The 19,843-nt window shown below is 72.3% G+C and carries 22 protein-coding genes; 13 read left to right on the top strand and 9 right to left on the bottom strand.

Annotated elements, in window-relative coordinates; all coding sequences use genetic code 11:
* Positions 1–58 precede the first annotated feature (58 nt).
* Positions 59–400 carry a winged helix-turn-helix transcriptional regulator gene (locus tag ACF1AG_RS22050; RefSeq protein WP_387797854.1) on the top strand — a complete coding sequence of 114 codons (342 nt, stop codon included), beginning with the start codon at positions 59–61 and terminating at the stop codon, positions 398–400.
* Positions 401–445: 45 nt separating this feature from the next.
* On the opposite strand, the gene ACF1AG_RS22045 is transcribed toward ACF1AG_RS22050, so the two are convergent.
* A complete protein-coding gene (locus ACF1AG_RS22045) occupies positions 446–2,407 on the bottom strand; it encodes a glycoside hydrolase family 5 protein (RefSeq protein ID WP_391810251.1) in 1,962 nt (653 codons plus the stop codon).
* A gap of 241 nt (positions 2,408–2,648) precedes the next feature.
* Between ACF1AG_RS22045 and ACF1AG_RS22040 the strand changes: the two genes are divergently transcribed.
* The 4 genes from ACF1AG_RS22040 to ACF1AG_RS22025 all read left to right on the top strand — a co-directional run bounded on the left by ACF1AG_RS22040 (position 2,649) and on the right by ACF1AG_RS22025 (position 5,855).
* Complete coding sequence (locus tag ACF1AG_RS22040; RefSeq protein WP_391810250.1) at positions 2,649–3,848, top strand: hypothetical protein; 1,200 nt, start codon at positions 2,649–2,651, stop codon at positions 3,846–3,848.
* 12 nt (positions 3,849–3,860) lie between these two features.
* Complete coding sequence (locus ACF1AG_RS22035; RefSeq protein WP_359749899.1) at positions 3,861–4,451, top strand: hemerythrin domain-containing protein; 591 nt, start codon at positions 3,861–3,863, stop codon at positions 4,449–4,451.
* Positions 4,452–4,578: 127 nt separating this feature from the next.
* Positions 4,579–5,070 carry a DUF2243 domain-containing protein gene (locus tag ACF1AG_RS22030; RefSeq protein ID WP_387797848.1) on the top strand — a complete coding sequence of 164 codons (492 nt, stop codon included), beginning with the start codon at positions 4,579–4,581 and terminating at the stop codon, positions 5,068–5,070.
* On the top strand, positions 5,067–5,855 hold the full coding sequence (locus ACF1AG_RS22025; protein ID WP_391810249.1) for a cytochrome c oxidase assembly protein: 789 nt from the start codon (positions 5,067–5,069) through the stop codon (positions 5,853–5,855). Before ACF1AG_RS22030 ends, ACF1AG_RS22025 begins: the two co-directional genes overlap by 4 nt.
* A 10-nt stretch (positions 5,856–5,865) precedes the next feature.
* Here ACF1AG_RS22025 and ACF1AG_RS22020 read toward each other — a convergent pair whose 3' ends face one another.
* Positions 5,866–7,107: a PP2C family protein-serine/threonine phosphatase gene (locus ACF1AG_RS22020; RefSeq protein ID WP_387797845.1), complete on the bottom strand. Its 1,242-nt coding sequence runs from the start codon at positions 7,105–7,107 to the stop codon at positions 5,866–5,868.
* 173 nt (positions 7,108–7,280) lie between these two features.
* On the opposite strand from ACF1AG_RS22020, the gene ACF1AG_RS22015 reads away from it, so the two are divergent.
* The gene (locus ACF1AG_RS22015; protein WP_391810248.1) at positions 7,281–7,907 is read left to right on the top strand and encodes a dihydrofolate reductase family protein; all 627 of its coding nucleotides are present in this window, start codon (positions 7,281–7,283) and stop codon (positions 7,905–7,907) included.
* Positions 7,908–7,926: 19 nt separating this feature from the next.
* Here ACF1AG_RS22015 and ACF1AG_RS22010 read toward each other — a convergent pair whose 3' ends face one another.
* Positions 7,927–8,169: a DUF6411 family protein gene (locus ACF1AG_RS22010; protein ID WP_359749907.1), complete on the bottom strand. Its 243-nt coding sequence runs from the start codon at positions 8,167–8,169 to the stop codon at positions 7,927–7,929.
* Between the two features lie 637 nt (positions 8,170–8,806).
* Between ACF1AG_RS22010 and ACF1AG_RS22005 the strand changes: the two genes are divergently transcribed.
* Entirely contained in the window at positions 8,807–9,322 is a 516-nt protein-coding gene (locus ACF1AG_RS22005; protein WP_387797842.1) for a molybdenum cofactor biosysynthesis protein, read from the top strand.
* A gap of 11 nt (positions 9,323–9,333) precedes the next feature.
* On the opposite strand, the gene ACF1AG_RS22000 is transcribed toward ACF1AG_RS22005, so the two are convergent.
* Positions 9,334–9,864: a hypothetical protein gene (locus ACF1AG_RS22000; protein WP_387797841.1), complete on the bottom strand. Its 531-nt coding sequence runs from the start codon at positions 9,862–9,864 to the stop codon at positions 9,334–9,336.
* A 192-nt stretch (positions 9,865–10,056) separates the two neighbouring features.
* Entirely contained in the window at positions 10,057–11,460 is a 1,404-nt protein-coding gene (locus ACF1AG_RS21995) for an amino acid permease (RefSeq protein WP_391810247.1), read from the bottom strand.
* Positions 11,461–11,717: 257 nt separating this feature from the next.
* Here ACF1AG_RS21995 and ACF1AG_RS21990 point away from each other — a divergent pair, with 257 nt between their 5' ends.
* From ACF1AG_RS21990 to ACF1AG_RS21980, 3 genes are all read left to right on the top strand, one after another.
* Complete coding sequence (locus ACF1AG_RS21990) at positions 11,718–13,025, top strand: DUF2254 domain-containing protein (protein WP_391810246.1); 1,308 nt, start codon at positions 11,718–11,720, stop codon at positions 13,023–13,025.
* A 96-nt stretch (positions 13,026–13,121) separates the two neighbouring features.
* Positions 13,122–14,039, top strand: a complete 918-nt coding sequence (locus tag ACF1AG_RS21985; RefSeq protein ID WP_387797837.1) for an NADP-dependent oxidoreductase — start codon at positions 13,122–13,124, stop codon at positions 14,037–14,039.
* A 54-nt stretch (positions 14,040–14,093) separates the two neighbouring features.
* The gene (locus tag ACF1AG_RS21980) at positions 14,094–14,570 is read left to right on the top strand and encodes a VOC family protein (RefSeq protein ID WP_387797836.1); all 477 of its coding nucleotides are present in this window, start codon (positions 14,094–14,096) and stop codon (positions 14,568–14,570) included.
* Positions 14,571–14,684: 114 nt separating this feature from the next.
* Here the strand turns inward: ACF1AG_RS21980 and ACF1AG_RS21975 are convergent, their stop codons facing one another.
* From ACF1AG_RS21975 to ACF1AG_RS21960, 4 genes are all read right to left on the bottom strand, one after another.
* On the bottom strand, positions 14,685–14,960 hold the full coding sequence (locus ACF1AG_RS21975; protein WP_359749921.1) for a DUF6510 family protein: 276 nt from the start codon (positions 14,958–14,960) through the stop codon (positions 14,685–14,687).
* Between the two features lie 17 nt (positions 14,961–14,977).
* A complete protein-coding gene (locus ACF1AG_RS21970; protein WP_391810245.1) occupies positions 14,978–15,733 on the bottom strand; it encodes a ferredoxin reductase in 756 nt (251 codons plus the stop codon).
* The gene (locus ACF1AG_RS21965) at positions 15,703–16,302 is read right to left on the bottom strand and encodes a sulfite oxidase-like oxidoreductase (RefSeq protein WP_387797833.1); all 600 of its coding nucleotides are present in this window, start codon (positions 16,300–16,302) and stop codon (positions 15,703–15,705) included. The genes ACF1AG_RS21970 and ACF1AG_RS21965 overlap by 31 nt, the downstream gene beginning before the upstream one ends.
* 89 nt (positions 16,303–16,391) lie before the next feature.
* Positions 16,392–17,051 (bottom strand): TetR/AcrR family transcriptional regulator, encoded by a 660-nt coding sequence (locus tag ACF1AG_RS21960; RefSeq protein WP_391810244.1) that lies wholly within the window; start codon positions 17,049–17,051, stop codon positions 16,392–16,394.
* A gap of 139 nt (positions 17,052–17,190) precedes the next feature.
* Here ACF1AG_RS21960 and ACF1AG_RS21955 point away from each other — a divergent pair, with 139 nt between their 5' ends.
* The 3 genes from ACF1AG_RS21955 (at position 17,191) to ACF1AG_RS21945 (ending at position 19,680) form a co-directional block, all read left to right on the top strand.
* The gene (locus tag ACF1AG_RS21955; RefSeq protein WP_391810243.1) at positions 17,191–18,315 is read left to right on the top strand and encodes a serine hydrolase domain-containing protein; all 1,125 of its coding nucleotides are present in this window, start codon (positions 17,191–17,193) and stop codon (positions 18,313–18,315) included.
* Positions 18,316–18,484: 169 nt separating this feature from the next.
* Positions 18,485–19,321, top strand: coding sequence for an endonuclease/exonuclease/phosphatase family protein (locus ACF1AG_RS21950; protein ID WP_359749931.1), 837 nt, complete (start codon positions 18,485–18,487; stop codon positions 19,319–19,321).
* 74 nt (positions 19,322–19,395) lie between these two features.
* Positions 19,396–19,680 carry a GlsB/YeaQ/YmgE family stress response membrane protein gene (locus tag ACF1AG_RS21945; protein WP_033273498.1) on the top strand — a complete coding sequence of 95 codons (285 nt, stop codon included), beginning with the start codon at positions 19,396–19,398 and terminating at the stop codon, positions 19,678–19,680.
* Positions 19,681–19,843: the final 163 nt, after the last annotated feature.

Genomic DNA, 19,843 nt, shown 5'->3' with positions numbered 1-19,843 from the left:
ACGCACTTGCGAGTGGGTGATTACCCTCGGGTGAGCATGCACGTCGGAGGGGTGGAACATGACGACGGTGAACCGGCCGGGCACGGCGGACGGACACGTCTGCGGGATCGACGCGGCGATGGAGGTGATCGGCGGAAAGTGGAAGGTGCTGATCCTGTGGGCGCTGCACGAGTACCCGCACCGCCGTTTCGGTGAGCTGCGACGGCTGCTGCCTGGCGTCACCGAGAAGGTACTGTCCTCGCATCTGCGGGAGATGGAGGCGGACGGCATCGTCCGCCGCGTCTCGTACGACGAGGTGCCGCCCCGTGTGGAGTACTCGCTGACCGAGGACGGCAGACGGCTCAACGACGCGCTGGAGCCGCTGGCCGCCTGGGGGCGTGAGCGGTCCGCTTCCGGGTGAGGCGGATGTTCGCCCGGATCGCGCCTGTCAGGCGGCCGACAGCGCTCAGGACAGCGGCCGGCAGTACAAGGCGTCCGGTGTCCGGGCCGAGCCGATGCGGCCCGTCCAGGCGATGCCCGCCGCGTACTCGTCGTCCGCGCACTGGCCCTTGTAGTGACCCCGCGCGAAGTCGCCGCCCTTGGGTGCCGTGCCTCGGTTGTCGCCTCGGTCGAACCAGACCGTGCGGCCGGCCGGGGCGGTGAGGGTGCCGGGGGCGGCCTCGCGGCACAGGGCGGACGAGACCGCGGCGCCGCGCACGCTGTAGCCGGTGAGGAAGTGACCGTCTGCGCATTGGAGTTTGGTGTAGCCGGACGCCCAGTCGCGGCCGGGTTCGACGTGCCGTTCGTCCTTGACGACCTCGTGCCCGCCGCCCGGATCGAGGGCGCCCGCGCGCACGTCGGTGCACAGGCCCCGGTTGCCCGTGTGGCTCAGGCCCGCCAGGCGCAGTCCGTCGGGGCAGGCCGCCTTGCGGGCGCCCGGGTCCCAGTCGGGCAGCGCGCGCATCCGGCGTGAGGCGACGAAGTCGCCGTGGTCGGGACTGAGCATCGCCCACTCGGTCACCGGCGGGACGTGACCGGTGCGGGTGGGGGCCTCGACGAGGCGCCGCCAGGCGTCCGACCGCCAGTCGTCACCGTCGTGGACGGCCATACGCCGGCCCGCGGCGTCCCAGTGGAGCAGGGCCCAGCCGTTGCCACGACGGTTCTCGTGCCATCCGACGAGGGGCCAGTACGCGAAGTCGGCGTCGGCGCGGATCAGTTCGTCGACGAAGTTCTCGAACCAGGCGCGCGGTGCCGCACCGGTCTCCTCACGTCCGCCGACGCCGAACTCGGAGATCCACACGGGGGCCGTGTAGTGGCGGTCCGCGTCACCGGCGACGTGGAACGCCTGGCGGTCGAGGACGTCGGCGAGTTCGGCGGGGGTGAGGTCCTGATAGCGGGGGTCGCTGGTCTCGCCGATGCCCGTCGCGCCGGTGTGGCGGGGGCCGGTGTAGCCGTAGAAGTGAGCCGAGTAGACGAGTTTTCCGGAGTCGACGAGGGTGTGCGACAGGTCGCTTACGGGTTCGAGGGTGGGGCGTCCGTGCGGGAGGCCGTCGACCGGCAGCCCGGTCCAGTTGATGCCCTCGACGATGATCAGCAGGTCGGGGTCGGCCTCGGTGAGGATGCGGTCACCTGCCCTCTGGCTCGCGGCGAACCAGTCGTGCCGGTCGCCGAGCCCCCAGTTGGGGTCGTCCCAGACGCTGCGACGGACCTCGTTGTAGAGGTCGGCGCCGACGACGCGCGGGTTGTCGCGGTACCGGCGGGCCATGAACAGCCAGTCGTCCTCCCAGGTCTCGGCGGGCAGGCTCGCGTTCCAGCGTTCGTTGCCGTCCACGCCGCAGCACCAACGGGTGGTGTTGGTGTGGTTGTTGAGGATCACGGCGAGACCGGCGTCGGTGAGGGCGCGCACCACGGCGTCGTACACCTCCAGCGGTGTCCTCCCCTCGAGTTGGGGGTTGGCGGTGACGGCGTCGGTGGTGACCGGGCGGGGGTCGTGGATCATCTCGTTGGAGAAGGGCAGCCGGACGCTGTTGATCCCGATCTCCCGTAAACCCGCGACGATCTCGCCCATCGGGGCGCGGTCCAGGCCGAGCGGGATGCGGTGGGCGTTCTCACCCGCGTGGTGGTTGGCGTCGTCGTCCGCGCTGCCGCTGCCGTTCCAGGTGCCGCTCGCGCCGTGCCAGTTGCCGGAGCGGAGCTTGAAGCGGTCGCCGTTCGCATCGACGATCCAGCGGCCCCGCGTGCTGAGCGGCGGGGTCCAGTCCACGGGCGCCACAGCGGCCGCGTCGACGCGGTCCGGCGAGCGGGCCGCCGCGGGGGCGGGCACCGACAGGGCCGGCAGGAGAAGGACGGACGCGATCTTCGTTAACCAGGAACCTCGCACGGCTGCCGCTCCCTCCACGAAGGTCACATCATGATGCGGCCATGACATGCTCGTGGTCCATACCTGGGAGGCGCGCGCCCACCCGGGCAGGCACAGCGTCGTCATTCTCCACACGGCCCCGCTTCGGCCATCCGCATGCGGCATCCGGGGCACGTCCGGGCCCGACGGGCGTGTGGCGTGGCGGGCCCGTCCGGTCCCGCCCAGCATGGGGAGGTGCCCTACCGGACACGCGGACGCTCCGCCGGTGCGGGGGCGTCCGCGTGCCCGGCCCCCGACGAGGAGCGTGCGCATGACCTTCAACCCCCTCGAGCAGCGCGGTATCCCGCTGGACCGCCAGCTGCGCAACTGGCGCGAGCTCAACGTGGATCCCATCGACCCGGACCGCTGCGACCCGTACACGCGCTGTCGGGTCATCACCATGAACGGGATCGAGGTGGAGGCGATCCTGTTCAGCCACCAGCTCGCCCGCAACACCGTCGACCCCGAGATCAAGCGTCAGCTGGCCCGGACCCGGTACATCGAGGCGCAGCAGCAGAAGGCGGTCAACTGGCTGCTGCCCGGGCTGTCCTCGGTGCTGGAGACGACCATCGCGTACGAGCAGGTGGCCGTGGACCTGACCGCCTGGGTGGCGCGGATGGAGCCCGACCCGTATCTGAAGCAGGCCTACCAGTTCGGTGTGCTGGAGGACTTCGACCATCTGTACCGGTACGCCAACCTGTACGAGATGATCGAGCACCGCAAGGCCGAGTCGATCGTCGACAACCTCACCGAGGTCATGCCGGGCCGGCCCACGCGGTACCACCACCGCGACCCGGTCGACAACGTCCGCGACCCCTACGCCAAGGACCGGACGGACCCGCTGTCGAAGCTGCACGCGTTGACGATCATGTCGACGGAGCAGCAGACGATGAACTTCTACGTGAACACCGGCCCCACCTACATGGAGCCGATCGCCCGCCAGCTCTACCAGGAGATCGGGCTGATCGAGGAGGAGCACGTCACGCACTACGAGTCCCTGGTGGACCCGGGTGAGACGTGGTGGGAGCAGCTCGTCAACCACGAGTACAACGAGTGCTACCTGTACTACTCGTTCATGGAGCAGGAGAGCGACCCCAAGGTCAAGGCCATCTGGGAGCTGCACCTGAACATGGAGCTGGAGCACCTGCACATCGCGTGCGACCTGATGCGCCGGCTCGACGGCCGCGAGCCGGCCGAGGTGCTCGCCCCCGCACTGCCCAACGTGCTCACCTTCGAGCCGAACAAGGCCTATGTGCGCGAACTGCTCGACACGCAGATGGACCTGACGACGCTCGGGGCCGGCTATGTGCGCGAGGCGCACGAGCGGTTCGAGAAGATGCAGGAGACCATCCACGGCGGCGAGAAGCCGCCGAGCGACCGGGTGATGCACGAGCACGACGACATGTTCGGGCGTGAGTACCGCGTGCAGACCGAGGGCGAGCATCCCGACCCCGCGCAGCGCGAGAAGTAGGGAGGGGACCACATGTCCGAGTTGGAGACCCCGCAGGCGGGGGACGACCGTTCCCGGGACGACGACGTCGTCGCGCTGCTGATGCGCCAGCACGGCGACATCCGCAACCTGTTCGACGAGGTCGAGGCCACCAGCGGTGAGGAACGCCGGGACGCCTTCCGGAGACTGGTACGGCTGCTGGCCGTGCACGAGACCGCCGAGGAGGAGGTCGTCCACCCCTTCGTGCGGCGCTCCGTCGCGGGCGGCCAGGAGATCGTCGAGGACCGCCTCAAGGAGGAGCGGGAGGCCAAGGAGATGCTGGCCACGCTCGACGACATGGACCCCGACGGTCCCGACTTCCTGCCGAAGCTGATCGAGCTCCGGCGGGACGTGCAGATGCACGCCCGGGCGGAGGAACGCTACGAGTTCATCCACATCCGGCGCAGCACCGACGTCACGGATCTCGCCGCGATGGCCAAGGCCGTCAAGGCGGCCGAGGCGATGGCGCCCACCCGGCCCCACCCGGGTGTCGAGTCCGGCGCGAAGAACATGGCGCTCGGCCCGGTGGCCGCCCTCATGGACCGCACCAAGGACACCGTGCGCAAGGCGATGGGCGGAAGCTGAACTCCCTCGGCGGGAGTCGAACTCACCTCGGTGGGAGCCGGACTCCTCCGCGCGGCGCCGGGCTGACCGGCGCCGGGCGGGGTAGACGGCGAGCGGCAGCCGATCGTTCGGAAGGACGGACCGCACCGTGAGCACCCCTGACCCGTCGGCGTCCACGGCCGCCGCACGACGCCCCGAGCCCCGACGATCGCTGCTGGTGTGCGCGGTCGTCGGGGCCGCCGTCATGGCGGCCGTGGACGAGATCGTCTTCCATCAGCTCCTGCACTGGCACCACTTCTACGACCGCTCCACGCCCGGTGTGGCGCTGGTGTCGGACGGGCTGCTGCACACGGCCGAACTGCTGGGGCTCGTCGCCGGTCTGTTCCTCTTCGCGGATCTGCGGCGGCGCCGGGCACTGGCGCCGGGGCACGCGTGGAGCGGGGCCTTCCTGGGCGCGGGCGTCTTCCAGGTGTTCGACGGGATCGTCGACCACAAGGTGCTGCGCGTGCACCAGGTGCGGTACGGCGTCGACGTCACGCCGTACGACTGGGCGTGGAATCTGGCAGGGCTCGCGCTGCTGGTGATCGGGGGCGTGCTGCTGGCGCGCGCCCGACGGGCCGGTGAGCGGCGGCCGTCGTGACCGCCGGTCCGGTGGCGGCTCCCCTCACGCTCGCGTGTGTGCTCGCCGCCGTGATGAACGCGGCGGGCGCCGCCCGGCTGCGGAGGCGGGGGGACGCCTGGCCGTGGCGGCGCGACTGCGTGTTCGCCGCGGGGTGCGCGGCCGTGGTGTGGGGGCTGGCCGGTCCGGTGCCGGGCGGGCCGTTCACCGCGCACACCGGCCGTCATCTGCTGACGGCGATGGCGGGGCCCGCGCTGCTCGCTGTGGCCCGCCCGCTCACGCTCGTCCTGCGACTGCTGCCGCCGGGCCGACCGCGCCGGGGACTGCTGCGGGTGGCGCACTCCCCCGCCGCCGGGCGGCTGTTGTTCCCGCCGGTCGCCGCGGCCGTCGATCTCGGCGGGCTGTGGCTTCTGTACCGCACGGACCTGTGGACCGCCGCTCATCGGCATCCCCTTCTGGGCGGTCTGCTGGAGCTGCACATGCTGCTGGCCGGACTGCTGTTCGCGATGGCCGTCTGCCGGCTCGACCCGGTGCGCGGCCGATGCGGTCTGCCGCTGCGGGCGGTGACGCTGCTGGGGGCGGGCGCGGCGCACGCCGTCCTGGCCAAGAGCCTGTACGTGGCGGGGCCGCCGGGGACCGCCTTCGCGGCTGTCGATCTGCGGGCGGGGGCGCAGCTCATGTACTACGGCGGGGACGCCGTCGAGGTGTTCCTCGCCCTGGCCCTCGCCGTGCAGTGGTACGCGGCGACCGGGCGGCGCCGGGCACGGCAGGCGGCCCGGGACACCGTTCCCGCGGGTGCGCGCTGACCCCGCGGTCCTACAGACGCACGACGATCAGCGCGATGTCGTCGCGGCCCCCGTCGGCCACGCCCATGCGGGTGAGCAAGGTGTCGGCGAGGGGTTCCGGGTCGAGGCCGGCGTGGTGGGCGACCGCGTCGGTGAGGCGCATCAGGCCCGCGTCGATGTCCTCGCCCCGGCGTTCGATCAGGCCGTCGGTGTAGAGCACCAGGGTGTCGCCCGGAGCGTAGGAGACGGTGGCCTGCGGGCGCGGGGTCCGTTCGGCGAGGACGCCCAGCGGCGGGTCGGTGGCCTGGTCGAGCAGTTCCGCCGGGCCGTGGCTCCGGCCCAGCACCGGTGGGGGGTGGCCGGCGCAGGTGTAGGTGATGCGGCGGGATCCGGTGTCCACGACGGCCTTGGCGGCAGTGGTCGCCAGCGCGCCTTCGAAGGTCCGGGCGTACCGGCTGAGGAGGTCCATCGCCGCCCCCGGTTCGTGGATGGCGCGCACGGCGGCGGACAGGGCGCTGCGCAGCATGCCCATGACGGCGGCGGCCTCCAGGCCGTGGCCGACGACGTCGCCGACCGCGACGGTGAAGCTGTCGTCGCTCAGGTCGACCACGTCGTACCAGTCGCCGCACACGTTGAGGGAGCGGGTGGCCGGCATGTACCGCACGGCGATGCCGCGGTGCGCGGCCAGGTCCGGGGCGTGCAGCATGACGTCCTGGAGGGCGAGCGCGGTGCGGCGTTCCCAGTCGTGGGCGGCGCGGAGCTTCTCGTTGGTCTCCTGCAGTTGCCGCGCCCTGGCGTACAGCTCGGCCTCCGTGACGGCCCTGGTGCGCACCCGGCCGGTCGGTGGGTCGTGGACCGGGCGGGACAGCAGGAACTCGGTCATGTCCTCGACGCGGTGGACGATCCATTCGATCTCGCCGTCGGGGCCGAGGACGGGCGTGTTGACCGGCGACCACCAGCGTTCCTGGAAGGCGCCGGGGCGGCCCGGCACCGGCAGGTCGTACCGCTGCACGGCGAGCGAGTCCGGTTCCTTGGTCCGCAGGACACGCTGGAGGGACGCGGTCAGGGTGCGGATACCGTCTGCCGCCGGGTCCTCGGGGTTGTCCGGGTAGACGTCGAAGAGGTAGCGGCCGATCAGCTCCTCACGGGTGCGGCCGGTCACTGCCAGGTACATCTCGTTGACGTCGACGACGCTGAGATCGGCGTCCAGCACCAGGTACGGGCTGGGCAGGACCGAGAAGAGGGCCTGGTGGTCGACCCGCGATGGGCTCATGTGCGGTCTCCCGTCCGGCGCCGGCACGTCACCGTCAGTATGCGCCGCCAAGCCCGGGCCCGTCGGGTCGCCGGGCTCCGGAGGGACGCACCGATGAGTTCGGCGGGCCGGCGGAGTCCCACCCGGAGGAGGCGGCGCACCGGGCGCCGTGCCGGCCGACGGGAGCGGACACCATGAAGCTGACCACCATCACCAACGTCTCCGTCGACGGCGTCATGCAGGGCCTCGGCGGGGCGGACGAGGACCGCCGGGGCGGTTTCGTGCGCGGGGGCTGGGCCCTGCCGCTGGTCGACGAGGAGACCATGACCCGTCTCGGCGAGGTGTACGGGCGGGCCGGCGCGTTCCTGTTCGGGCGCAGGACCTACGAGATCTTCGCCGCCTCGTGGGGCGCCATGGCCGAGCCGGAGGACAATCCGGTCGCGGCGCCGCTGCACGCGCGGACCAAGTACGTCGTGTCGAAGACGCTCACCGATCCGGGCTGGGCGCGCACGACCGTGCTGGCCGGTGACCCCGCCGCCGCCGTGCGGGAGCTCAAGGAGCGGATGCCCGGTGAGCTCCAGGTGCACGGCAGCGGGCAGCTGGTGCGATGGCTGGCCGCCGAGGGCCTGATCGACGAGATGCTGCTGCTGACCTATCCGGTGATCGTGGGTCAGGGCACACGGCTGTTCCCGGCGGACGGCCCGGACTGCGCGCTCGAGCTGGTGGACTCACTGGCCACGCCGGGCGGGGTGACGTTCCAGGTGTACCGGCCCGCCGGCCGGCCGCGGTACGCCACGGAGGTGCCGCCCCGGACGTCGTGACCCTGCCCGTCGCGCGGGGTCAGAACGGCATCTTGCCGCGGGCGCGGCGGCCGGCGGAGCCGCTCCGGCCGACGGCGCGCGAGCTGGAGTTGAAGGGCTTGCTCAGGAGCCGGCCGAGCGGCCCCGGGGCCTTCGAACCGGCGCGCGAGCCGAGGCCCAGGGTGCGCTGCGTCCCGTTCTGCGGGTGCCGCGACAGGCGTGGCACGAAGAAGGCGAGCAGGGCGATGACGATGCAGACGGCGATGATGCCGACGACCATCATGAAGTCCTCCCAGGGTGTCGCGAAGGGGCGGTGAGCCCGCGGACCGGGCGGTCCGTGCGACCTCTCGTTCCCGCTCCCGACGCGAACACGCTTACGGATCCGTGCCTGCTGCCCGGACCTTGTCCCAGGTTTCGCAGCGGCACCGTGACCCCCATGTGATGACCGGTGCGTGAGGCCCTGCCCGCCACGGCCGGTCGTGGCGCGGGGGCGTGGACGGTGTTCGTGAACCGGGTGGCGTCGCGTCACACCGGGCCTCAGCCGCGCGGGGACGTCCCGGTGCGGACGCGGTGGTCGCGGTGTGCGCGCTGCGGCGGCTGCCGGGGACGCTCACCCGGATGCCGGTCCCCGCGATGGCCGTGTGCGTGGTGTGCGCCGTCGTCCTGGGGCTGCTGGTGCGGCACCTGTGGCGCGTGACAGTGGTCGACGGCGGGACGACGTCGTGGCATCTGCTCCGAGCCGCGTCCGGGCTCGGCGAGGGGGCGGGCGCGGCGGTGGCGTGGGGCGCGGCGGCGGGCGCCACCGCCGCTGTGGTACTGCGGGCGACGGGCGGGGAGCAGAGCCGTCGGCGGAGGAGGGGGCCGGTTCCGGCGGGTAGGGTCGGTGCCGGTCGTGTCCGACGGAGCCGGCGAGGAAGCGCATGATCGACGTCGAAGTGGTGCAGCTTCTGGTGTCGCCCGCGCACCGGCTGGCCGGTCGGCCCTCGGAGGGGCCCGCGCCCGGCCCGGACGACGAGCGCGTCGCGCGCGCCGAGGTGCGGGCGCGTCTGGGGCTGGTGGGCGACCGCTACTTCGCGCAGGCCGCGCACCGGGACGCCTCCGTGACGATGATGTCCGTGGAGAACCTTCCCACGGACATCGATCCCGCCGTCGATCTGCGGCAGACCCGGCGCAACGTGCTGCTGCGGGGCGTCGACGTCGACGCGCTGGTGGGCGCGACGGTGAGTCTGGACTGCGGGGAGGGCCCTGTGCGGTTCTCGCTGAACCGTCCGGCGCGGCCCTGCGCGTGGATGAACGTGACCGTCGGACCGGGCGCCCAGAAGGCGCTCCGCGACAAGGGCGGGGTGCGGTGCACCCCGCTCGACGACGGCGTCCTCCTCGTCGGGCCGGCCCGGTTAGAGGTGCTGTCCGAGCCGGCCCCGCGCCGTGGGGCGTAGGAAGCGGGGCGCTACTTGATCACGGCGTTCGCGCCGATGATCACCAGGCCGATCAACATGTCCCCCGCCCCGCCCCGCAGCGAGGCCGGCCAGGTCCGGCCGGCCCGGCGTGCGGTCCACATGCCCCATCCGGCGAGGATCAGGGTGTTGACCACCAGGGCCACATCGACGGCGTCGGCCTCCGTCCACCAGTCGGGGACCGCGAAGAGCAGCAGGACGATCGTGGGGACCGCGGCGGCGACCACCGGCCACTCCGCGATCATGGCGCGCAGGCCGGCCATGAGTCCGCCCGGCTCGGCGGACATGCGGTGGGAGAGCACGTGCGCGTAACCGTGTGCGGCCGCGGCCGCGACGGCGGTGAGCAGCACCCACAGGGCGTCGGAGCCGGGGGTGGTCTGCTCGTCCGGTGAGTCGAGGGCGGCCGCCAGGGCGCTGGCCAGGACCAGTCCGTAGACGCCGCTGAGCAGGCGGGGTTCCGGGAGAGACCGTTCGGCGGCGCGTGGGGCGTCCGGCTGGGGCGACGGGTGGGCGGGTTCGTGCATCGCGGGCGGCCTCCGGCGGGAGGGGCGGAACAGGGCGGCACGGCAGCACGTGAGGCGGCCGGAAGGACCGGCCGCCTCACGTGCTCCGTGTTCTGGATCAACTGCCGGGCCGCCCGGAGGCAACGCCCTGCGCCGCAAGCTGCCCCATTTGCCCGAACCCGCCGCGGGTCCCGCGGCGCCCGCCGGTCGCGGTCACCGGCCGGCGGTGCCGGTCGCCGTCCGCTGCTTGCGGGCCGCCATGACGGCGTGGACCAGCACGCCGCCGAAGAGGAACAGCACGCCCTGGTAGACGGCCTGGTACCCGGCGCCGGCGACCAGCCACAGCGAGAACGCGGCGGCGACCGAGGCGACGGCCAGGTCGCGGACCAGCCGCCCGCGGTCGACGCGGTCCCGCTGCCCGGACACGAGGTGGTAGAGCTGCGCGGCTGTCGCGAGCAGGTACGGGACGGTCGCGGTGAAGGTGGTGACCAGGACCAGCGTCTCGAACACGCGGGCCGTGCCGGAGGCGTAGTTGTACACGGTGAGCAGGGAGGCGAGGAGGACGGTGACGCCGACACCCACCGTCGGCACGCCGCGCCGCTTGCGGGCCAGGGGGGCCGGGAACAGCCCGTCCTCGGCGGCGGCGCAGGAGGTCTGGGCGCTGAGGAGGGTCCAGCCGTTGAGGCAGCCGGTCATGGAGACGAGTGCGGCGAGCGCCACGGCCCAGCCGCCCCACGCGCCGCCGAACATGCCGTTGACGGCGTCCGAGAAGGGTGCGCCGGACTCGACGAGCCGGTCGTGGGCGACCGTCCCGAAGACGGCGAGGGTGCCGAGCAGGTAGACGACCGCCGCCCCGGCGGTGCCGATGACGGTGGCGCGTCCGACGGCGCGCCGTGGATCGCGCACCTCGCCGGCGCTGACGGCGGCGGACTCCACGCCGAGGTAGGAGAAGAGCAGGATGGCGGCCGCTGCGGAGACGGCGCCCATCGCGCTCTCGCCGCCCGCCCGGAACGGCCCCAGGTTGCCCGCGTCGAAGAAGAAGAGCCCGCCGACGGCGACGAGCAGCAGCGGTACGAGCTTGAGCACCGTGGACACGACCTGCACGGCGCCGACGTAACGGGTGCCGGCGTAGTTGGCGAGGGCGGGCAGCCACTGGATGACGAGGGCCGCGAGGCAGGCGGTCCAGCGGTGTTCGCCGACGGGGATCAGCACGTCGAGGTAGCCGACGGCGGCGACGGCGAGGGCGGCGTTGGACACCCAGGTGGTGATCCAGTACGCCCAGGCGGCGAGGAACCCGGCGAAGTCGCCGAAGGCCTCACGGGCGTACACGTACGGACCGCCGGTGCGGGGGTCGCGTTCGGCGAGGCGGCCGAAGACGAGGGCCAGGGCGATGGCGCCGACCGTCAGCACACCGAAGGCGAGCAGGCTGATGGTGCCGTAGGGGGCGATGGACGCCGGGAGCAGGAAGATGCCACCGCCGATGATGTTGCCCATGACCAGCGCGGTGGCGACGGGCAGTCCGAAGCGGCGGGTGCGCCGTCCCGTGCCGTCCGGGGTGCCGTCGGGCGTGTCCTGCGGGGCCGGAGCCGGTGGGGGGACGGTCCCGGTGACGTGCATGGGGTGGTGCGCCTCTCGTCGAACGGATGCCCGGGATCGCCGGGCCGGAGACATGGTCGGGGACGATGACGGATCGCTCCAAATCGGGCGCAATTGTCCCGCCGAGGATTGTCCGGCACCGAAAAAGAGGCACCCTGAAGGCATCTGGGCGGGCAATCGTCCGGCGGCCGGCCGCGCCCCCGCCGGGCTCTGCGGCGGGCGTGCCCCGGCGGTAGCGTGAGGAACGAGCCCGTTCCCGGGCACTGCGGAGGCGGCCCATGCCGACCTGGTCCTTCCGGTTCCAGCTGGGGCAGTACGTCAGGACCAGCCTGTGGATCCTGCCGGTGCTCGGCCTGGCCGCCGGGGCCCTGCTCGGAGAGGCGGCGCTCGCCCTCGACGACATGGTGGGCATCCCGACCGGCTGGCGGTACACGGCCGCCACGGCGACGGGCGTGCTGACGGCCATCGTGGGCGCCATGGTCGCCCTGCTGGGGTTCGTCGTCACGATCGGGGTGCTGGTCGTCCAGCAGGCCACCGGCACGCTGTCCCCTCGCTACATGCGGCTCTGGTACCGCAACCCGCTGCAAAAGCTCGTGCTGTCCCTGTTCGCCGGCACCTTCGCCTTCGCGTTCACGCTGCTGCGCCGGATCGGCCCGGACACGGTGCCCGACCTGGGCGTCACCCTGGCCGGTCTCGGGGTCGCGGTCAGCCTGGTGATGCTGCTGGTCTACCTGAACCGCTTCGTGCACGACGTGCGTCCGGTGGCGATCGCCGAACGGGTGTGCCGCACCGGCCTGCACGTCCTCGGCGTGTCCGTGCAGGCGCAGGGCCGATGCGTCCTCCTCGACGAGCGGGACGACGGTCCGCGCCCGGACGCGCCCGCGCAGGTGGTGCGCGCGACGGAGGGCGGGGCGGTGCAGGGGCTGGACGTGGCCGGGCTGGTGCGGGCCGCGTCGCGGCACGACTGCGTGATCGTGGTGGCACACCGCGTCGGGGACTTCGTGCCGCCCGGGTCGGTTCTGCTGGAGGTCCACGGCACGCTCCGCACCCCGCCGGAACCGCGCCGCCTCGCGGGGCTGGTCGCGCTGGGCGCCGAGCGGACCGTCGAGCAGGATCCCGCCTTCGCGCTGCGCGTGCTGGCCGACATCGCGGCCCGGGCGCTGTCCTCGGCGGTGAACGACCCGACGACCGCCGTGCAGGTCCTCAACCACATCGAGACGTTCCTGCACGGGGTCGGCCGGTCGGAGCTGCGGGGCCGGCAGGTGCTGGCCGACCTGGACGGCCGTCCTCGCGTCGTGGTGCCGGGCCGCGGCTGGGAGGAGTACCTCGAGCTGGGCGTCACCGAGGCCCGCGAGTACGGCGTCGGCTCGCTCCAGGTGTGCCGGCGGCTGCGCGCCTTGCTGGACGGGCTGCTTGCCGGGGTGCCGGCGGCACGGCGGCCCGCGGTGCGCCGCCAACTCGCGCTGCTGGACGAGGCCGTGGAGCGGCAGTATCCCGAGGGATCCCGCCGTACGCTCGCCCGCACCGGTGACCGGCAGGGCATCGGGGGCGGCGGCTCCTTCCCCGAAGGTCCGGCGCGCCCCTGACGGCGACGCGTGAGACGGGACCGCTCCGTTCGACCTGAGGGCGTCACGGGGTCATGCTGGAAGGAGGTCTTCCTCCCACTGAGTCAGGGGGCCTCCATGAGAGCGGTACGAGCTCACGACCGCGACGCACCATTGGACGAACTCGTCCTGGAGGAAGCCCCGTACCCGTACGCGGGCGAGGGCGACGTCGTCGTGAAGGTACGGGCGGCCTCCTTCACGCCCGGTGAACTCACCTGGCCCGGCTCGTGGGTCGACCGGGCCGGCAGGCCGCGCTCCCCCGTCGTACCGGGACACGAGGTGTCGGGGGAGGTCGCCGAGGTGGCGCTCGGAACCACCGGACTGTCCGTCGGACAGCGGGTGATCGGCCTCACCGACTGGAACCGCGACGGCACCCTCGCCGAGTACGTGGCGGTGGAGGCGCGCAACCTCACGCCGTTGCCCGCGGACGTCGACCCGGTGCCGGCGGCGGCCCTGCCGATGCCCGGACTCACCGCCTGGCAGGGGTTGTTCACACACGGTCGGCTCGAAACCGGGCAGAGCGTCCTCGTGCACGGAGCGGGAGGGGGGGTGGGAATGGCAGCCACGCAGCTCGCCCGTGACGCCGGAGCGCGTGTCCTCGGTTCGGGCCGCGCGAAGAGCAGGGACCTGGTGCTGGAACTGGGCGCGGAGGAGTTCGTCGACCTCGAACAGCCGGCATGGGAAGAAGCCGTGGGACCGGTCGACCTCGTCTTCGACGCCGTCGGAGGGACAGTGCTCGACCGCTCGGCCGCCGTCCTCAGAGCGGGAGGCGCCCTCATCAGCATCTCCCGCCCGCCGACCGTACGGCCCGAGGACGGCCGGGCGATGTACTTCATCGTCGAGCCCGACCGGGATCACCTCGCGCAGGTCGTCGACCGTCACCGGCAGGGCCGGCTGCGGCCCTTGGTGGGAAGCGTCCGTCCGCTCGCCGAGGCGCCGGACGCGTTCCGCACCAAATCCGGGACGGCCGGGAAGACCGTCGTCGCCGTCGCGTGACGCCGGTGTGCCCGTCGGGAGCGGGGGCCCCAACGACGGAAAGCAGTCACCCTCATGGATCTCAAGCTCGAACTCATCGTGCTGCCGGTGTCGGACGTCGACCGGGCCAAGGCCTTCTACGAGGCCATGGGCTTTCGGCCGGACCTCGACAAGGCGGCCGGCGAGGAATGGCGGGCCGTGCACCTCACCCCGCCCGGTTCGGAGTGCTCGGTCATCTTCGGCAAGGGCATCACGTCCGTGCCGCCGGGCTCCGCGCAGGGCATGTACCTCGTCGTCCCCGACATCGAGAAGAGCCGCGCGGAACTCGTCGACCGCGGTATCGAGGTCAGCGAGGTCTTCCACGACGCCAACGCGGTGTTCTACCACGGCCACGGCGGCGGGGACTTCACCCACGACCCCGCCCAGGGGCAGGGACGGCTGCCGGGTCTCCACCCGGACCGGATGTCCTACGGCTCCTACGCCACCTTCAGCGACCCGGACGGCAACGGCTGGGTGCTCCAGGAGGTGCAGCAGCGACTGCCCGGCCGCTGACGGGGTACGCCCCCGAGCGGCGCCTTCCGGGAGGCCGCCGTTCCGTCGACCGGGACGGCGGCCGTCATCCCGGGTTCACCCCGAGTTCGTGCCGTTCACACGTCCTTCTGCCGTTCACACGGCGGCCGCAGGAAGACGCAGATAGTCAAGGCCGCTCGCGTCGAACCAGAGGTGGCTCGGCGAGCGGACCATGCGCAGCAGCACGTCGTCGCAGCCGGGGCAGCGCAGCACCGTCCCCGGGCCGCCGAGGTAGGCGTGCGCCTCCGCCAGCCGCATCCGCAGGCCGCAGCCCTGGCACCGGCCGGACGCCATGGTCATGTCGGCGCCGAACAGCGACTCGAGGTCACCGGCGGCGGCGTTGCCGTCGAGGAAGCCGGGTTCGGTGGTCATGAAACGGGTCCCTTCGCTCACCCGCCGGGACCGAAGCGTTCGGTCCGTATCCGGCGGGGGTCGTGGCCGAGTGCCACGAGCAGACCGGACGCCGTCTCCACGAATCCGGTGGATCCGCAGACGTAGCAGGCCGGTTCGAAGTCCGGCGGCCACCCGCCGGCGGACAGATCGTTCGCGGTGACGCGCCCGGGCGGCCGCGGCCAGCCCTCCGGTGCGGAGCGGCTGTAGAGGAAGGTCTTGTCGAGTCCCGGGTCCTGCGTCCGCAGGTCCGGGACGAACAGCTGGGATCCCGGGTCGCGGAGGCTGTACACCAGCCGGAACGGCACGCGGTTGGACAGGGCGCGGCGGGTGCGGATCATCGCCATCAACGGCACCAGTCCTGAGCCGCCCGCGACGAGCAGCACCGGTTCCTTCTGCTCGTCGGGCCGCCAGACGAACCAGCCGCCCACCGGCCCGCGCAGTTCGATCACGCCCCCCACCTCGAGGACGTCCACCAGGTAGGGCGAGACCTCGCCGTCGTCGATCCGTTCGACGGTCAGCTCGACGCGTTCCCCGTCCGAGGCGGAGGCGATCGAGTAGCTGCGCTGCGTGCTGTAGCCGTCCTCGGCGGTGAGCCGTACGTCGACGTGCTGTCCGGGCAGGTGGCCCGGCCAGCCGGGGACGTCGAACACCAGGGTGCGGGCGGTGTCCGACTCGTCGTGCCGGCCGGTGAGGCGGGCCTCCAGCCAGCGCAGCCGTGCGCCTAGTCGCCTTGGTACCGCTGCTCGCGCCATGGGTCACCGTACTCGTGGTAGCCGACGGTCTCCCAGAAGCCCAGTTCCTCCTCGTCGAGCAACTGGATGCCGCGCACCCACTTGGCGGACTTCCAGAAGTACAGGTGCGGGACGAGGAGGCGGGCGGGGCCGCCGTGTTCCGCGGGGAGTTCCTCGTCGTCGAAGCGGTGGACGATCCACGCCTTGCCGTCGAGGAGGTCCTCGACGGGGATGTTGGTGGTGTAGTCGCCGTAGGAGCGGACCAGGGCGTACTCGGCGCCGGACTCCACGTTCGCGAGGAGGACGTCGAGGGACACGCCCTGCCATCGGGTGCCGAACTTCGACCACTTGGTCACGCAGTGGATGTCGACGGTGGGCGTCTCGGAGGGCAGGGCCATCAGCTCCTGCCAGTTCCACTGGTACCGGACGCCGGTCTCGGTGCGGACGGTGAACTCCCAGTCGTCGAGGCTCACCGTGGGCGTGGGACCCGCGGACAGTACGGGGAAGCCGGTGGTCTCGTACTGACCCGGCGGCAGCTCGTGCCCGTTGTCGCGTGCCCGGCCGTGGAATCCGCGTGAAATGACGGCCATGTCGCATCCCCACTCTCGGAAGAGGGCAGTCCCCATTGTTCAGGAGTGGCCACGGCCCGGCATCTCGGCGCAGGGGCTTCGCCCGCCGTCTAACCCTGAGCGGCTGCCGCCTCGATGTGGTCGAGATACGCCGCGACGAGGTCCTCGAAGGCGGCGCGGCGGTCCGCGCTCAGGGGGTGGACCTCACGCGCGAAGTGCGCCAGGGCCGGGAAGCGCTCGGGGTCGGCGCCGAGGACCGCGACCCGGAACAGTTCGAGGCCCTGTTCCCGCTCCTCGGGCGGGACGGTGCCGATGCCGGCGTCGGAGGAGACCAGCGCGACGAGCAGCACCGCGAGGCGGTGGTAGTGCGCGGGGATCTCCTCGTCGGGCAGGCCCGCCGCGCGCAGGGCCTGGAGCACCTCCTCCATGATCAGGCGGGATCCCGCGCCGCTGGAGGCGTGGCGGCCCCACACCGCGGCGAGCTGCGGCTGCCGGGCGAAGGCGTCCCTGATGCACAGGGCGAGCGCGGTGAGGCGGTCGCGCCAGTCGCCCTCGGGACGGTAGCCGTCCATGGCGGTGAGCAGGGTGCGGTCCGCGACGGCGCGAAGCAGTTCGGTCTTGCTGCGGAAGTGCCGGTAGAGGCTGGAGGAGTCCGTGCCGAGCACCGCGGCCAGCTTGCGCACGCTGAACGCGTCGGCGTCGTCGGTGCGCAGCAGCTCGGCCGCCGCATCCAGGATCTCCTCGGTCGACCAGCGCCTTCGGCCTGCCATCGCTTCCCTTCCGCCGTGCTCGTCCGGACTTCACCCTAACCTATGCACTTGGTGTTGCACGCACCGCGTGCATAATGGGGACATGAGGTCGGGCTTCGCCCCGCGGGGCCGCCCGGCGGGATCCGGAAGGAGACACGTCATGGGAAACCGGCTGGACACGGCGGCGCTGGACGCCGCCCTCGAGGCCGTCCACCGCGCGGGAATGCCGGGGGTGTTCGCCGAGGTGCGGGACGGAGACCGGGTGTGGCGGGGCGCCTCCGGGGTCGCCGACACGGAGACGGGCCGTCCAGTCACCGCCGGCCTGCGGCACCGGGCCGGCAGCGTCACCAAGACCTTCACCGCGGCCGCGGTGCTGCGGCAGGTGGAAGCGGGCACGGTCGGCCTCGACGCGCCCGTGTCGCGGTACCTGCCCCGTCTCGTGCCGGGGGGACGCGGCGACGCGATCACGGTGCGGATGCTGCTCAACCACACCAGCGGACTCGCCGAGTACCTCCCGTACGCCTATCCGTCGCTGAAGGCGTTCCCCGACCTCGCGGAGACGGGGCCGGAGAGCCTGGAGGAGCTGCGGTTCACGCGGTTCGACCCCGTCGAGCTGATCAGCATGGGGGTGGCCGCTCCCCCGGTCGGCGTGCCGGGCGGCGCTCCGGGGGTGTACTCCAACACCAACTACCTTCTTCTGGGGCAGCTGTTGGAAGAGGTGACGGGCCTGCCGGCCGAGCGGTGCATCGCCCGCGACGTGATCGGGCCGGCGGGGCTGCGGGACACCGAACTCGCCGTGGGAGCACACATCGAGGGGCCCCACTCGCGGCTCTACGAGGCGTGGTTCCGCATGATCGATCCGCCGCGCGACCACAGCGTCCACGACATGTCGTGGGTGGGCCCCTCGGCGTCGCTGATCTCGACGGTCGCCGACCTCAACCGCTTCTACGCGCTGCTGCTCGCCGGGGAGATCGTCGCGCCGTCCTCACTGGCCGAGATGCGGCGCACGGTGCCGGTGATCTCCCAGGAGGGGAGGACGATCGACTACGGCCTCGGGCTGCACCCGCTGGAGCCGCTGAGCCCGGGGCAGGACCCCTACTGGGGGCACGGCGGCACGGTGTGGGGCGGCGGGACGCTGGCGATGGCCCGTGCCGACGGAGGCCGGCAGTGGTGCGTCGCCGTCAATCTCCAGCGGTGGAACCAACTCGACGCGTCCGGCCGTCCGCAGCCGCACGCCATCGACGCGGCGCTGGCCGACTTCCACCGCCTGGCGGCGAACGGCTGACCGCTCCGCGCCCCCTCAGGTCCCTCAGGACTCTCAGGTCCCTCAGGGTCGGTCAACTCCCGTCCGGCGGGCGGACAACCGGTCCTCACGCGCTGTTGACACCCCCGTCGCCTACCCTCGGTGCAGGAGGCACCGACACGCGGTGCGGCTGCACGGCGAGGAGGCGGGGGTGCTCGGTAGAGGTGCGTGGCTGATCGCGGGGGCCGTCGTCGTGACCTGCATGATGCTTCTCGGCCCGAGCACGCCCGCCGGCGCCCCGTTCGCCCGCACGGTGCCGGTCGACGCGGCCAAGGACATGGTGCCCAACCGGGTCATGACGTGGAACATGTGCAATCCGTGCGACGAGAGCAACGTCGACAGGGCGGCGGAGATCGCCGCGTACGCGCCGCAGGTCGTCGGCCTCCAGGAGGCCTGTGTACGGGACGTGGAGCGGATCCGGGACCACCTGGCCAATCTGCACGGGCTGGAGTACCACGTCGAGTACGGCCCGGTGCTGCGCAACTGGAGCCGCTGCGGCGGTGCTCCGTGGCGTCCGGGAGGCTACGGCCAGGCGCTGCTGTCGGCGGCGCCGATGACCGACGTCGTCACGGCGGAGTACCCGGACGGCGGCTCGGAGGACCGCGGGTACATCGCCGTCACCACCGAGGTCGCCGGGCAGACCGTAAGGGTCTTCAACACGCACCTGGCGCAACGGCGTCAGGAGGAGGTGCGCGAGCGGCAGACCGCGGTGCTGGCGCCGCAGGTGGCGCGGTACGAGCGGGCCGTCGTGCTGGGCGACTTCAACGCCGTGCCCGACTCCCCCGAGCTGTCCCCGATGTGGGCGCTCGCCGAGGACACGGACGCCGGATGCCGGCCGCCGGCCGCTGGGTCCTGCGAGCCGACGACGGACTGGCAGAGCAAGTTCGACTACGTGTTCCTGCGCGGGCTTTCGGCTCTGGGGCACGAGGTGCGGCCCAGCCGGTTCTCCGATCACCATCTGCTGCACACCGACGTCACCGCGCGCTGATTCCCGTAAGAGTTCTGTTAGGACGCGGAATTCGCGGATACACGTTCCGCGAACCGACGTCAAAGGAGTCAGTGATGGGCATTATCGCTTGGATTTTCATCGGTCTGATCGCCGGCGCGATCGCCAAGGCAATCATGCCGGGCAAGGACCCGGGCGGCATCATCATCACCATGCTCATCGGCATCGCGGGCGGTCTGCTCGGCGGGTTCCTGGGCAAGGTGATATTCGGGGTGGACTCGATCGACGGCTTCTTCGACCTGTCGACCTGGATCGCGGCCATCATCGGCTCCGTCATTCTCCTCGCGCTGTACCGGGTTTTCACCGGCCGCAGCCACCGGGGCGGTCACGCCCACGCCTGACGGCGCATTCACCGATGTGAGGTGACCCCCGCAGGTCTCCGCCTGCACGCGGAAGGCCCCCGTCTTCGGCTTGGGTTCTAACGGTCCTCGCAACACCCGCGATCTGTGGGAGTTGCGAGGACCGTGGCCGTTGGACGCGATGATCTTGCGGGGATGCGGGAGC

The organism is Streptomyces sp. NPDC014764 (genome assembly GCF_043082785.1).
Lineage (GTDB): Bacteria > Actinomycetota > Actinomycetes > Streptomycetales > Streptomycetaceae > Streptomyces > Streptomyces althioticus.
Note: the sequence above shows the minus strand (reverse complement) of the source record. Positions and strands in the feature narration are given on the sequence as shown.

Coding starts and splice junctions, on each gene's coding strand:
- ACF1AG_RS22050 (WP_387797854.1), top strand. CDS start 59: ATGACGACGGTGAACCGGCCGGGCACGGCGGACGGACACGTCTGCGGG.
- ACF1AG_RS22045 (WP_391810251.1), bottom strand. CDS start 2,407: ATGTCATGGCCGCATCATGATGTGACCTTCGTGGAGGGAGCGGCAGCC.
- ACF1AG_RS22040 (WP_391810250.1), top strand. CDS start 2,649: ATGACCTTCAACCCCCTCGAGCAGCGCGGTATCCCGCTGGACCGCCAG.
- ACF1AG_RS22035 (WP_359749899.1), top strand. CDS start 3,861: ATGTCCGAGTTGGAGACCCCGCAGGCGGGGGACGACCGTTCCCGGGAC.
- ACF1AG_RS22020 (WP_387797845.1), bottom strand. CDS start 7,107: ATGAGCCCATCGCGGGTCGACCACCAGGCCCTCTTCTCGGTCCTGCCC.
- ACF1AG_RS22015 (WP_391810248.1), top strand. CDS start 7,281: ATGAAGCTGACCACCATCACCAACGTCTCCGTCGACGGCGTCATGCAG.
- ACF1AG_RS22010 (WP_359749907.1), bottom strand. CDS start 8,169: ATGATGGTCGTCGGCATCATCGCCGTCTGCATCGTCATCGCCCTGCTC.
- ACF1AG_RS22005 (WP_387797842.1), top strand. CDS start 8,807: ATGATCGACGTCGAAGTGGTGCAGCTTCTGGTGTCGCCCGCGCACCGG.
- ACF1AG_RS22000 (WP_387797841.1), bottom strand. CDS start 9,864: ATGCACGAACCCGCCCACCCGTCGCCCCAGCCGGACGCCCCACGCGCC.
- ACF1AG_RS21995 (WP_391810247.1), bottom strand. CDS start 11,460: ATGCACGTCACCGGGACCGTCCCCCCACCGGCTCCGGCCCCGCAGGAC.
- ACF1AG_RS21990 (WP_391810246.1), top strand. CDS start 11,718: ATGCCGACCTGGTCCTTCCGGTTCCAGCTGGGGCAGTACGTCAGGACC.
- ACF1AG_RS21985 (WP_387797837.1), top strand. CDS start 13,122: ATGAGAGCGGTACGAGCTCACGACCGCGACGCACCATTGGACGAACTC.
- ACF1AG_RS21980 (WP_387797836.1), top strand. CDS start 14,094: ATGGATCTCAAGCTCGAACTCATCGTGCTGCCGGTGTCGGACGTCGAC.
- ACF1AG_RS21975 (WP_359749921.1), bottom strand. CDS start 14,960: ATGACCACCGAACCCGGCTTCCTCGACGGCAACGCCGCCGCCGGTGAC.
- ACF1AG_RS21970 (WP_391810245.1), bottom strand. CDS start 15,733: ATGGCGCGAGCAGCGGTACCAAGGCGACTAGGCGCACGGCTGCGCTGG.
- ACF1AG_RS21965 (WP_387797833.1), bottom strand. CDS start 16,302: ATGGCCGTCATTTCACGCGGATTCCACGGCCGGGCACGCGACAACGGG.
- ACF1AG_RS21960 (WP_391810244.1), bottom strand. CDS start 17,051: ATGGCAGGCCGAAGGCGCTGGTCGACCGAGGAGATCCTGGATGCGGCG.
- ACF1AG_RS21955 (WP_391810243.1), top strand. CDS start 17,191: ATGGGAAACCGGCTGGACACGGCGGCGCTGGACGCCGCCCTCGAGGCC.
- ACF1AG_RS21945 (WP_033273498.1), top strand. CDS start 19,396: ATGGGCATTATCGCTTGGATTTTCATCGGTCTGATCGCCGGCGCGATC.